6 protein-coding genes are annotated in these 14,036 nt (G+C 55.7%); 3 read left to right on the top strand and 3 right to left on the bottom strand.

The window, feature by feature from the left end; translation table 11 throughout:
• Positions 1–297: 297 nt before the first annotated feature.
• Entirely contained in the window at positions 298–1,503 is a 1,206-nt protein-coding gene (locus tag CDO73_RS08935; RefSeq protein WP_088488182.1) for a Bcr/CflA family efflux MFS transporter, read from the bottom strand.
• Between the two features lie 255 nt (positions 1,504–1,758).
• Positions 1,759–7,035 carry an InlB B-repeat-containing protein gene (locus tag CDO73_RS08930; protein WP_179218642.1) on the bottom strand — a complete coding sequence of 1,759 codons (5,277 nt, stop codon included), beginning with the start codon at positions 7,033–7,035 and terminating at the stop codon, positions 1,759–1,761.
• 577 nt (positions 7,036–7,612) lie between these two features.
• Here CDO73_RS08930 and CDO73_RS08920 point away from each other — a divergent pair.
• Genes CDO73_RS08920 through CDO73_RS08910 form a run of 3 tightly spaced genes read left to right on the top strand, consistent with a single transcriptional unit; the run spans position 7,613 to position 12,124 of the window.
• Complete coding sequence (locus CDO73_RS08920) at positions 7,613–10,693, top strand: hybrid sensor histidine kinase/response regulator (RefSeq protein WP_088488179.1); 3,081 nt, start codon at positions 7,613–7,615, stop codon at positions 10,691–10,693.
• 26 nt (positions 10,694–10,719) lie between these two features.
• Complete coding sequence (locus tag CDO73_RS08915) at positions 10,720–11,895, top strand: response regulator (protein ID WP_088488178.1); 1,176 nt, start codon at positions 10,720–10,722, stop codon at positions 11,893–11,895.
• A gap of 22 nt (positions 11,896–11,917) precedes the next feature.
• Positions 11,918–12,124 (top strand): DUF2536 family protein, encoded by a 207-nt coding sequence (locus tag CDO73_RS08910; protein WP_088488177.1) that lies wholly within the window; start codon positions 11,918–11,920, stop codon positions 12,122–12,124.
• 490 nt (positions 12,125–12,614) lie between these two features.
• On the opposite strand, the gene CDO73_RS08905 is transcribed toward CDO73_RS08910, so the two are convergent.
• Positions 12,615–13,994 (bottom strand): voltage-gated chloride channel family protein, encoded by a 1,380-nt coding sequence (locus CDO73_RS08905; RefSeq protein WP_088488176.1) that lies wholly within the window; start codon positions 13,992–13,994, stop codon positions 12,615–12,617.
• Positions 13,995–14,036 lie beyond the last annotated feature (42 nt).

Genomic DNA, 14,036 nt, shown 5'->3' with positions numbered 1-14,036 from the left:
TCTTCCCCCTTTTTATCTAAAAAACCCTATTCCGCGCAAAAAAGAAAACTCCTGCAAAAAGTGAAAATAGGCAGAAGTTTTCATTCATTCTAACTATTCGCTTGTTTGGGCCCGTGGTTCCGTTCTCCTAACTTCTGCCCCCTGACGACCAGAAGTCAGCGAGCGCGATTCGGGACAACTGCTTGCAGACTGGCAGGATTTTTCGGACCGCTTCCCGCGGCGGCGCCGATAGGCCGACAACCGCCGTTTCGACGCTTCTGCCGGACGCAGTCTCGCGGCGGATCTCGGTCCGTCCGATCAAGCCGCTTCTTGCTCCGGCTTCGTCAAGACGAAGAACGCGAGCGCGCCGAGCAGCGCCGTGCCGAACAAGATCGCGCCCATCGGCACCGGCGTCGTCTCGTCGAGACCGACCAGCGGCGATACGATCGAGCCGATCAGCAGCGGGAACAAGCCGAGTACCGCGCTGGCGCTGCCGGCCCGATGGCCTTGCCGCGCGATCGCCAGCGTGAACGTGCTGGTCGCCGTGATCCCGATCGTGATCATGTAGACGAACAGCGGGACGACGATCGTGAACAGCGGACCTTGAACGATCGTGGCGACGAACAGCAGCAGCGTCGCGGTCGAAGCCGTAATCACGCCGATCCGCAGCAGATTGCGTTCCGGCACGAAGCGGCTGAAACGCCCGATGATGAAGCTGCCCGTGATGATCGCGATCCCGTTGATGCCGAACAGGATGCTGAACGTCTGCGGCGATACGCCGTAGATGTCCTGATACACGAACGGCGTTCCGGAGACGTAAGCGAAGCTGCCTCCGTGGATAAAGCCCAGCGTCAAGGCGTAGCCCATGAACGAGCGGTCCGTCATCAGGCTGCCCATCGTTCGCAGCGAATGGCCGATCGAGCTGGGCTGGCGCTTCTCGCGCGGCAGCGTCTCCGGCAGCTTAACGCCGACGGTGAGCAGAATCAGGAAGCCGAGCAGAGCGAGCGCGTAGAAGATCGTATGCCAGCTCGATCCCGGCAGCAGCAGAATGGCTCCGCCCGCGATCGGCGCTAGCAGCGGCGCGACCGCGTTGATGACCATGAGCAGCGAGAAGAACTGCGTCAGTTCGCGGCCGCTGAATACGTCGCGCACAACGGCCCGCGACAGCACTATTCCGCCCGACGCGGTCAGTCCTTGCAGGAAGCGCGCGGCGATCAGCATCTCGATGCTGGTCGACAGCGCGCACATGACCGACGATGCGGCGAACAGCAGCAGCGAGATCAGCAGCGGGCCGCGCCGTCCGCGCGCGTCGCTGATCGGGCCGACGATGATCTGCCCGACGGCGAGGCCGATCAGACAGGCGGTCAGGCTGAGCTGAACGAGCGACGCCTGCGCGTTCAGGTCGGAAGCGATGCCGGGAAAGCTCGGCAGGTACATGTCGATATTGAGCGGACCGAGAATGCCCAGCGTGGACAAGAGCAGGGCAAGCCCGATCCGTTCTTTGCCTTGAGGGTTTTGCAGCATGAGTGGCAGGTTCTCCTTTACTGTAGGAAATACGCATAATGATTCAAGCGGCTGTATTCATTATACGCGGTACAGTCAAAGACGCATGTCCTTTTCCCATTTCCCTTTTCCGCATGCCCGTTTCCTTTCCCTTCTCGCATAAATTCCTCCCAAACCAAACAGACTCCTACTCATCGTGAATGATGAGTAGGAGTCATGAGTGTTATTCGGACGGTTCCGAAGAACCCGTCGCTTTACTTAAGCCGTAGAGCATGACTACGGATAAATCGGAGATTCAGGCGCAGACATTACTGGAGATTCAGGCGCAGGCGCCGAATATACAGGTGCAGGCTCTGAATATACAGGTATGAATGGAGGATACCAGGTAGGATCTGGAGTCCATCCTGCATACAGCGTTAAATCTTCGGTTACCGGCGTATCCAAATTGTAAGGGATTTTCCAGCTAGGATCAACATACCAACCTGTGAAGAGATAACCCGCCTTGAACGGAAGATAAACAGTCTTCACGGCTTGACCGCTTAGAATCATCTTGTCAGCTATCACAGTCCCTCCCGACGTATCAAAGCTGACGATATACGACTTCTCTACATCCGAAGTCCACTTCGCGTATAACGTAATATCTCCCGTCACCGGCACCGTAAAATCATACGGAGTAGTCAGCTCGCTATTGCTGTACCAGCCTTCTAAGCGATAACCTTCGCGTGTCGGCAGAGGAGGCGCAGAGATTAAGCTTCCATAAGCAGCAGCCGCACTCAGAGAAGGGATTCCTTCCAGGTTTGTATTGAAGATGACCGTATACTGGCTTGCCTTCCACTGAGCCGTCAGGGTCAGATCTTCGGACGGCATCGTCGTAGGCGGAGTCGGCGACCAGCCGGCGAACGTATAACCTGCTCGCGTCGGCGTGATCAGATACGACTCGATCGAGGCTCCGAATGGAACAGATAATATTTGGTTAAATTGATCCGGATCACCATAATCCATCATCAGTGTCTGAATGTTGCGCTTATAATACAGCTTCAGCACGGTCTTGCCATCACCTGCAATCGAGCTCGACATCACTGTTCCCGGCACGTAAGGATTGAAGGTGAATCCGGCATACGTTTTAGGCGTAATCTTGCTCAGGTTCGCCTCCGTATCCGTCGTCCCCCGATAGTTCTCCGTATCGGCCACGGTATAAGTCGAATTCGTCAGGTTTTGCTTCAGGTAGACCACCTGATACGGCGTATCCGCCTTAGCGGTCCATGCTGCCGTATAGGTCGTATCCACATTCGGCATCGTGCTCGGCGCTTTCGGCGACCAGCCCGCAAACGTATAGCCTGCTCGCGTAGGCACAGGAATGCGATTGGCGATATTTTTACCCGTCGGTTCGGTGATCGTGCTGCGTACAGCACCCGGATAGCCGCCGTCAAAAGTCGCCGTACGGTTCACCGGAGCATACTCGATCCGCACAACCGTCGAGCCGTCTCCCTTGATCAACTGGCCGTTCGCGACGCCGTTGGCGTACCCTTGGTTCTTGAATCGATCGGAATCGATTCGAATCTCCGTACCCGTCGTTCCGGTTCGCACCTCGGTATAATCCGGTGTGCTCGAAGCCGGCTTGCCTGTATTCGCATCAATCAAGTAATGCTGGATGGTATAGCGCGTATTCGTATTGGCCTTCCACTGCGCGTACCATTCATAATCTTCTTTCGGCATACGACTCGGAACGGCGACTTTCGTGCCTCCCGCAGCAGCCGTATACCAACCGTCAAAGGTATACCCCGGATAGACAGGCGTAGTCACCTTGACAGGTGCATTATAGGCGATGGAGAGCACCTGAGGCACACTTCCATTTTGCGGATCGAGTCGGAGAATATATTCTCCGGCCGTCACGCGCCATGTCAACGGAACGGTGCGCTTGATCGGACGCGGGATGAAAGCGAGCGGCGCGCCTTTCCACGTAATCACCAAGTTCCCTTTGCTTACGGGCAGACTCGTATTTATCACTTCAACCTTCTTGGTCTTCGCGTTATAACGGAAGTTCGGGTTGTCGACTTGAATATCGAAGCGATCCACGCTAAAGTCCTGCGTATCCGTGTCGCCCGTCTTCAGGTCGAACACGTTCATCGTCAGCAGCGACTTGGGAACTTCGAGTGCAGATGCCTTACCCGCTAATCCCATGCTCAGACTGTTATCGTCCGGGTAAGCAAAGTCCGATACGTTTTGTTGTTCGCCCACCGTATAGAGCGGCCAAGTCTCGTCGACCAGATCCGTATCCGTACTCAGTGCTCCGTCACCGATCTGCGCGCCGATTCCGACCAGCAGATAGATGCCGATCTCCATATACAGAGCGCCTAGAGACTTCGTGGTCTTGACCCCGTTTATATTTTGCAGTTGATAGAAGAAGTAACCCCACAGATTGATATAGACTCCGGGTTCTACGGAGAGTCCTATACTGTTCAGCGTGACACTTCCGACGCCGGCTTTGACCTCCATCTGAATGCCGGCTCTCAAGCCCAGCGTACCCATGACGTAGAAGGTAAACTGATAATCGCCGTCTCCCGGCAGGCTCACCGTATTCGTCGAGCCGGTAAAGCTCAGCACGCGCAAGGTGACGGAATAGCGCTTGGCCATTTTATAGTAGAAGTCCGCGCCTACGCTCAGCTTAACCTGAGCACTCACCACGAACTTGGCTTCGAATTTCACTTCGACGATGCCAAGCGCAACCCGCATGCTCTTCTCGAACAGGGATTTCTCGATTAACGGAATCCATTCCGTGTCTTCTTCGACCATGCTCTTGTACTGCTCTTGCAGCGCCTGCGTGTCCATCGAAGCATCCTGTACGCCGTTCATGACCGCTTTCACTTGAGTGGCAATATCCTGCACCTTGCCTAAGCGTCCGGCCTTCTTCTCGCCGGCCCAGTCCTTCAATGCGGCAGCCAGCTTGTCTTTCTCGACCAGCGCCATCTCCGCCTTAATGTTCAGACCGGTATAGCTATAGGTATCGAGGTTCGCCGTGATGATATAATCGTCAATGCTGTACCAGTAAGGGATTCCCCATTTGTACAACCAATGGCCTTGGGATTCGCCGTTAACGCCCAGATCCATGCTCAGCTCTTGGGTGAAAGTTCCGGTCATATGGACAACCAATTCATGCTCCTCGCCCGTATCGACGACGATGTCGGCCCCCACTTGCAGCGTGGCGCTAACACCGGAGCTGCGACCGTTGATATTGTTCAGCTTGGTGCCGAGCGAAGCGACAACCGTTTTATTCTCAACGCTGACCTTGCTCTCATCTTTAGAAGCCCGGAAGCTTTGCGCCTTGAATGCTTGGGTGTCCATCGCCACATCGGACAGGTAATCGGCAGCCTCGTTCACGAAGCCGCTGTCCCGTGCCTGCTGCTCGATCTGTTCTTCAAGCTGCGCAATATCCTGTTTGGATAACAGATCTTCCCCTTTAATGGTCTGCTGCTGATAGATATTGAAGACATTCTCAATTTCCTCGATTGTTGCATCCGTATAGGTGATAATATCCATCTCGGCTGCAGGGGTAATCGACGTAATCCGCCCATAGCTCTTGACCTCGGAGCCGTTCACCGCGAATTCCCCTTCATAGAAGCCGATAAAGTCGCCCACATCGGCAGTGGTCAGCTCATTCAAACCGAACGGCTCATACACCGAGTCGCTATAGTTCATAGCCGCCGTTTCGACGGTGATCGAGTGATTGTCCGGATCGCCGTCCGTATCGGCCGACACATTCACAGGCAGTACGTCGGGTCTCAGCAGCACTTCCTTAGAATCGGCGCGCCCATACGTATACGTATGGCCGTCTACCGCCGTGATTCGAACATAGGCGATATCCCCGTTGTCTTCTCCTGTCGTATCGACAGTACGCAGGTCGGGGCGAATTCCCTTATAGATCGCAACCGTATCGCCCACTTTAATCTCCGTCTCGCCCTTCTCGTAGACGAATTTGCCGCTTGCCGAATTCGCTTCAACGAACGTATCCGCATTTTCCCCTACCGTTGTAGTCATCACGGAAATGGAAGGCGAATCCACTTGGGCTCCATCCACAATCATCTCGGCCAGATCGCCAAAAGGAAGATAGATCATTTTTGGATTCAGTGTCACTTCCAAGGCTTTTTGCTTCGCTACGCTAAAGCTATAAACCTTAGTCGAAGCATCCTGTCCTTCAAAGCGCAGGTCGTCCGACTTCAGCGTCAGCTCATACGTATTCCCTTCAACAAACTTTCCGTCCTCGGCAGCCGAAGCCACGGTAAAGGTTCCGTTTCCTCCGGTGACCGTAATGCCGCTATCTGCGGAGTTCGAGTTTGCCGTATTCACGAAGGTCATGCCCGCCTGAACTTCAGATGCGGTCAGCTTGCCGCTCACATCCTGAATCGTAATCGTCAGGCTCGGCGATACATCCAATGCCGCGTAGCTCGGCGTATTTTGTACGACTTTTTCCACACTGTCTGTATATTTCGCATAGAGCTTCGTATCCGCGGTCAAGGCGCTGCCGTTCGCAAAGATCAGCGTAAGCTCCTTGTCGGCAAACCAACCTTGGAAAATGAAACCTTCCTTCATAGGCACGGGCAGGTTGTTGAGCGCCTCGCCGTTACGAACTTTCTGCGGCTCGATCGTTGTTCCCCCATTGCTCTCGAACGTCAAGGTATAGGTTGTCGTACCCGGGGTCGCGCCTCCGTCATTGCCGCCCGACGTGCCTCCGCCGTTGTTCCCGCTTGGTGCTGGGGTCGGGGTCGAAGTCGTCGGCACAGGCTTCGGCGTTACCGCCGGGGTAGAACCGGGCTTCTCTGTCGTTGGTTGCTGCCCTTTCCAGGCTTCGACCACTTCATTGTTGCGCATGAACAGAACGGCTGCCTCCGCGCGCGTTGCTTGAGAATTCGGTTTGAAATTCCCCTGCTCGTCGCCCGTGAAGATGCCCGCCTGCCACAGTTTGAGCACGGCGTCTTTCGCCCACGGGGCAACTTTCGCCAGATCGCGCGGCTGCGTAGTTAACAGCTTCGCCGGTTGATAGGCAATCTGTTCGCTTTCAAAATATCGGAGCGTCATCGTCGCCATTTGCTCGCGGGAGACGGTCGCATTCGGCGAATAACTCTTGCTGCCGGTGCCGTCGGTAATTCCTTTTTGTACGGCCCACTCGATATAAGGCGCATACCAGCTTCCTGCCGGAACGTCGGCAAAGCTGGAAGCGGGATATTTCGTAGGGTCCACACCGGCCATACGTCCGAGCGCAGTCACGTACATCGCGCGCGTCATCGTGCCTTTAGGCGAGAAGAGATCCGCGGTCGTTCCGCCAAGAATATTCTTCTGCTGCATCTGAACCACGGCATTGTAATACCAATCCTTCTCGCTTACATCCTGAAACGGAGATGCCGCGTTGACCGCAGTCTCCCGAATCGGCAGCTCCGCTGCCGCTGCTCTAGGCGGGAATATAGGCGCAGCGCTGACAAGTATACTGACAATAAGCAGCCATACCAGAATCTTCGAGCGGTGCCTCCACCCTGTCGTTCTTGCTTTTCTCACATTCATACATCCCCTCTGTAGATCAATCAGATCAAGAACCATCCCACTGAAAACTCTTCATTCTTTATCGCGCCAAACGTCTTATCCGAGATGTTCGCTACACCCGGCGTCTCTTCAACCCGATCCTTCGATTCCCTCCTTTGTCCAAGAGCCTGCACGTTGTGACGGGATTAACTAATCTCTTTATCGGTCAAAGGAATAAAATGTTAAACATTCTATACATTAGCACCGCGGCAAGCAAGCAAATCGCGAACTCTTTCGATACGTCAATACTCCCCCTCTCTCTGTTGAACCTTCCAAGTCTTAAGCAAACTTCGGATCTTTTCCGCGGTGACGCAAATATGGACACCGCATGTTCCAACCCCCGTCTTAGCGTTCTTGTATGCGAATATCATACGAATTCACTTTCGAACCTCATGATCGTCGAGATATCCCTCGCTTGCTTCAACAGTGTACTTCATCACAATAAACAAGCAATAAACAGACGATTCCGCGAAATATGATTGCGCCGCCGAAACATTATCCGCTACAATGCCCATATCGCACCGCGCACCCAGATCCCCTCGTCAAAGGAGCTTAATTCGTGTTCTTAAAATTATCCGGCGTCCTCCTGACTGCCCTGCTCGCCGCCGCCGTCCTGCTCTTATCCGCCTTCAACGAGCCTCAGCCGGCAGCGCTGCATGCTCAAAAAGGCGTCATGGATCTGTCCGCTTGGAACCCCGAACGCGACCCGCGCATCCGTTTGGACGGGGAATGGGCCTTTTATTGGAAACGCCTGCTTCCTTACGAAACGCCGGCCCGAGCCGGATTTCTGCCCGCTCCCGATACGTTCGCCGACGTGCCGGGCTCTTGGAGCGGCTTGAAGCCGAACGGACAGTCCTTGCCCGCGCACGGGTTCGCCACCTATCGCCTCGTTCTCAAAAACGCGCCGTTCCACGGCATGCTGGCTTTGAAAAAAATGAATATCCGTTTCGCCAGCGAAATCTACGTCAACGGAGTTCGCCTGCTGGAAGACGGACAAGTCGCAGGCACGGCTTCCGAATACCGTCCGGGCAACTCGCCGCAGATCGGCTTTTTCCCGTATGCGGGCGGCGATATCGAGATTCTGATCCGCGTCGCCAACTACGATTACACCGACTCCGGCATCCCGGGACCGCTGTTTTTCGGCGAACAAAGCGCGATGCTGGCGCAGGATCAATCCGGCAAAGTCGTCGAATTCGGCGTGCTGGCGGTACTGACCACGATCGCGATCATTTTTCTGATCAGCTATATCGGGTCGGCCGTCTACCGCAATCGCGACGATTCGCTGCTCCTGCTCGGTCTGATCTGCCTGTTCTACGCGCTCTACAACGGCATGATCAGCGAACGCGTCTTGTCCATGCTCGGCGGCCAATTGTCGTTCAGCGCCTTATACAAGCTCAAAGACATCTGTTCCGTAGCCTGCTTGGGACTGCTGACGTTATACTTCTATCGTTTCAAAAAAGGGATTCTATGGAAACCGTTCGCGGTCGTCGCTTTGTCGGTATTCGGAGCCTACATCGTGCTGGTCGCGCTCCTGCCGATCTCCGTCTATACGCTCGCCGCACCGTTCGTGATCGTGCTGTATACCTTGATCCTCCTGTGGATGCTGTACAAATGCGCGCGGCAGTTCCTGACCAGCCGGCCCGGCGAACGATTCCCGGCTTTCTTGTGGTACGCGTCCATCCTGTGCATGACGGCGTACTGTCTGGATATCAACCTCTTCTCGATCTCGCTCAAAGAAAACATGAATATCGGACAAGCCTGCATCGTGCTGTTCAGCGTCCTGATGCTGTTTCTGGCCGTGCTGCGCTTTTTCGAAGCTTACCTCACCGTTCGCACGCTCAAAGACCAACTTCTGCTGCTCGACAAAGTGAAAGACGACTTCTTATCGAGCACTTCCCACGAGTTGAAAACGCCGCTGAACGCGATCGTCAATATCGGCGAGAGTCTGTTAAAAGGAGCCGAAGGCTCGCTTACCGATCAGCAGGCGCATAACTTGGCGATCGTAACGGGCAGCGGGCGGCGTCTCACGTATCTGGTCGACGAACTGCTGGACTATTCCAAAATGAAGCACGGCGATATCCCGATTCAGCGCGCGGCGATCAATCTGTCTTCTTTCGTCGAATCGGTGATCCGTATGCACGCGTTTCTCTTAGGTTCCAAAAAAATCGAGCTGCAAAACCGCGTGCCTTCGGATTTCCCTGCGATCTATGCGGACGGCAACCGGCTGATCCAAATCCTTCACAACCTCATCGGCAACGCCATCAAATTTACGGAACGCGGTACGGTCAGCATCCAAGCTTCGGTCGCTGCGGGCCGAGCTGAGATTCGCGTATCCGACACCGGACGCGGAATCGCGGCCGACAAGTTGGAGCATATCTTCCTTGCGTTCGAACAAGAAGGCGCGGCCGCACCGACGGGAGGTACGGGGCTGGGTCTCAGCATTACCCGCAAACTGGTCGAACTGCACGGCGGAACCATCCATGCGGAATCTTCGCCGGGAACAGGAGCCACGTTCGTGCTGACTCTCCCGCTGGCCGACGGAAAAGAAGATTCGTTCGCCAAAGCCCCTTCGCTGCCTGCCGCTCTCACCGCCGCTTCGAATCGCCTGCTTCGATACGCCGAACCCGAGATCGTGCCGGGCAGCCGAGGCGAGTGGATCGTGGTCGTGGACGACGATCCGGCCAATCTGCAAACGATCGTCAATCTGCTCAAACTGGAAGGATACGGCTATGCCGTCACTTCGCGCTCGCCTGCCGTGTTGGAACTGCTCGATCAGCTTCCGGCGGTTCATCTGGTCGTCGCCGATATCATGATGCCCGATATGTCCGGCTACGAGCTGCTGGAACGGATTCGCGCGCGGTATTCGCCTTCCGAACTGCCCGTGTTGATGCTGACGGCAGGCAACAAAGCGCATCAGTTGAAGCTCGCTTTGGAAAAAGGCGCGAACGACTTCGTCGCCAAGCCGTTCGAGTCGGAAGAACTGCTCGCGCGGATCGGCGGCCTGACGCGGATGAAAACGTCCGTTCAGGCGGCGCGGGCGGCGGAGATTTCCTTTTTGCGTTCGCAGATCAATCCGCATTTCTTGTACAACGCGCTCAACGCGATCGCGGAGTTGTGCATCGACGCCCCCGATCAAGCGGAGCAGCTGATCCTTCAGTTATCGAGCTATCTGCGGCGCAGCGTGCATTTCAAACATCTGGATTCGCTCACCAGCTTGCATAACGAACTGGAGCTGATTCATGCTTACGTCGCGATCGAGCAGGCCCGATTCGGCTCCCGGCTCGAAGTCGCGATACAGGTGGACGACGACGTGGAACGAGGCATGAGCATCCCGCCGCTTACCCTGCAGCCGCTGATCGAGAACGCGATCCGGCACGGCCTCATGTCCCGAATCCGCGGCGGCCGCGTGACCTTATCGATTCGCAATCTGAACGAGAAGGAGACTCGTTTCACGATCGAAGACAACGGATGCGGCATGACGGAGCAGCGGATCGAAGAAGTGTTCGACAGCACGGACGGAGCGCGCGGCGTAGGCTTATGGAACATTTCCAGCCGCTTGAAACTGCTGTACGGTCGGCCGCTCCGTCTGGAGAGTACGGACGGGCAGGGCACGACGGTCACCTTTGATCTGCCCCGGTGAGCGATATATGGAAGGAGAGGAACGAGATGATAAAAGTGCTGATCGTAGACGACGAGGACTTGTCGCTCAAACGGTTGAACCGCATTTTGACGGCAAGCGGAGAAGTCGAGGTATGCGGCGCTTTTCATGATCCGGAAGAAGCGATCGACTATGCGCGGCAGCATCCGATCGATGCCGCTTTTCTCGATATTACGATGCCTCGCGTCTCGGGAATGACCCTGATCGGCGAACTGCGCAAATTCTTCCCTTCGCTTCCGGTAGTGCTGGTCACGGGATACGAAGAATATGCGGTGCAGGCTTTCGACCATGAGGTGATCGACTACGTGATCAAGCCGGTCACGGCCGAGCGCTTGAATCGCAGCATTTCCAGAATCAAGCAAAGAATCGAAGAGTCGGCCGTCGGGGCGCGAGAAACGGAAGCCGAAGCGGAGAATGCGGAAGCCGACGTTCAAGTCCGCTCCGCCGCCGAACCGAGATTGACGGTACGGTTGTTCGGCGGCTTTTCGGTACACGGCGGCGACGGCACGGAAGGTCCGCTCAAGCTCCGCACGCCGAAAACGGAAGAACTGCTCGCTTTTCTGCTCTATAACCGCTCGACTACCCGGGATGTGCTGATCGACACGTTATGGAAAGACCTCGGCCCGCAAAAAGCTTCGACCAACCTCAATTCCACGTTATACTATGTGAGACGCGCGATCGGAGACGGCGGCGATAACCCGATTATCCTGAAAGATCGCAGCAGTATGCGCGTGGATCGGGAAGCGATCGATTGCGATCTGTACGAATTCGAAGAACTGTTCCGCCAGATGCGCCGAACGCCGGAACATCGGCATGATCCGGAACGATTCGAACGCATGGACGCGCTGTATGCGGGCGAATTGCTCAAAGATCGGCATTACGAATGGGCGTTTGCGCGGGCGAGGCAGTTGGAGATGGATTTTATCGCGATGCTGGATACGGCCGCCCGCTACCACGCGAAGATCGAGCAGCCGCTGCGCGCGCTCTATTATTTCGAACGCATCTTGCAGCTCGATCCGATTCGGGAAGACGTGTACCGGGAGATCATTCTGCTGTATCTCTCGCTCGGCCGCAAATCGGACGCGAAGCGGCAGTATCGAACGTTGGAAAAGGCGCTGGACGAAGAGCTCGGATCGAAGCCTTCCGCGGAGATCGAACGGATGATCCGAAAAGCCGAATCATAAAAGCAAAGGAGAGCTGCCGAACGTGGACATTATTCTGGATATGATGAAAGACAAAGTCGAATGCTTGCAAGCTTACGACTTCCGCGAATTGGAGCGCGCGATCGAGGAACGGATGGAGATCAACAAAGCGTTGGCGCTGCGGGTGAAGAACGTTCAGCATCAGGTGACGTTCGATCCGGTGCGGAACAAGATGCTGTACAGCGCGGTCGTGCATTTTGCGGGGAATTAAAAAAGGGCCTATTCGCGGAACCCAAGTCTGAACGCTGCGGGGGAAATTCGCTCGAACCGCTGTCTCACCCGGAAAGTCGAATCGGATTTAATTAATAAGGAAGCTTTCCGGGTTCAAAGGCGTTTCGATCTGAATTTCTCCCTTCGCTGTCGCGCTTGGGGAAGAATAGGACCTTTTTGTTTGTGGGTTAAGTTGAATTGAATCGGATGGAGTCGGATTCGTTTTTTGACGTTTTGCACACATTTTTGCGATTTTTGCGGCTGATTGGCGAGAATGCTGACGAAAAGTCAACATTTTTGCGATTTAGCGGCCGTTTGGAGCCTTTTAGCGCAATAATGTTGACGAAAAGTCAGCATTTGCAAAAAAACATCGCGATCTGGCGTAAATTGTTGACGTTTTGCACACACTTTGAATTTTTAACGGCACGGCCGCTACTCCTTTTCAGGAACGCCGCATCGCTCTTTACCCCGCCGCATCCGCGTGCGCTTCCTTACTCTTCGTTTTCATTCGCCTCTGCGTTCTGACGATCGCCTTTTTGACGGTTCGTACGCTCATTTTTCTCTGTTTTCCGCAGTCCTTTGACCGTCGCCAATGTCGTACCGTCGGGCACGACGAGAAGACGGCTCTTCGATACCCCGATGCGCTGCGACGTGTAGATGCCGGTATGGCCGGAGAACAGATAGCTCACCAGGCAAGCGATAAACAGATACACCGCCGCGTCCGAGCCGAACAGCTCGATCCCCATGATAAAGCAGGCGATCGGCGTGTTGGTCGCTCCGCAGAATACCCCGATGAATCCGAGCGCGGCGAGAAACGGCGCGTACAACCCGAGAAGCCCCGCCAGACTATGCCCCATCGTCGCGCCGATCGCGAACAGCGGCGTCACTTCCCCGCCTTGGAAGCCCGTACCCAGCGTCAGCGAAGTGAACAGCAGCTTCCATAAGAACGCGATCGGCGACACTTCACCTTGAAACGAATCTTGGATTAGCGGTATGCCCAGCCCCAGATAATCCCGCGTGCCGACCAGCGCGACCAGCAGGATCACCAGCGCCCCGCCGACCGCGCTTTTGAGCGCCGCATTCGGGAACCATGCCGAGAATCTTCTTTTGAGCGCGTGGGTCAATTCGCTGAACAGCAGGCTCACCAATCCGAACAGGATCGACGCGATCACCACTTTGAGCACGATCGGAAGCTCGATGCCCGGTACGCTGCCGATCTTATAATGCAGATGGTGGACGCTCCACAGCCGGGTCGCGGTCAGATCGCCGACGAATGCGGCGGCGAAGCACGGCAGCAGCGCCCGGTGGCTGATCAATCCGATCGCGATCACTTCGAGTCCGAAGACCGTTCCGGCGAGCGGCGTACCGAACACCGACGCGAATCCTCCGCTGATCCCGCACATGAGCAGAATTTTGCGGTCCGCCGCGTCGACCCGGATGATTTTGCCGAACCACTCCGCCAAGCTTCCGCCCATCTGCACCGCGGTGCCTTCGCGTCCGGCCGAACCGCCGAACAGATGCGTGACCAACGTGCCGAACAGCACTAGCGGTGCCATTCGCAGCGGAATCGTTTCTTTTCCGTCCATGATTTGCTCAAGGATCAGATTGTTGCCTTTCGCGCTGTTGCGGCCGAACTTCATGTAGAGATAGCTCACCAGCGCTCCGCCCAGCGGCAGCAGAAACAGCAGCCAGCCGTGATTCGTCCGCAGATTCGTGACGTAGTCCAGACTATGCAAGAAGAACGCCGATGCGCTCCCCGACAATACGCCGACCGCGCTCCCCAAGACGATCCATTTCACGAAACTGCTCCACAGCGCCAAATGACTCGTTCGCTCTGCCAACCCGGTCCATCCTTCCACCCATTTCCGCATGCCGATTTCCCTTTCCTTTTTCGCGTAAATTCCTCAAAACAA

The organism is Saccharibacillus sp. O23, assembly GCF_002205895.1.
Classification (GTDB): domain Bacteria; phylum Bacillota; class Bacilli; order Paenibacillales; family Paenibacillaceae; genus Saccharibacillus.
Note: the sequence above shows the minus strand (reverse complement) of the source record. Positions and strands in the feature narration are given on the sequence as shown.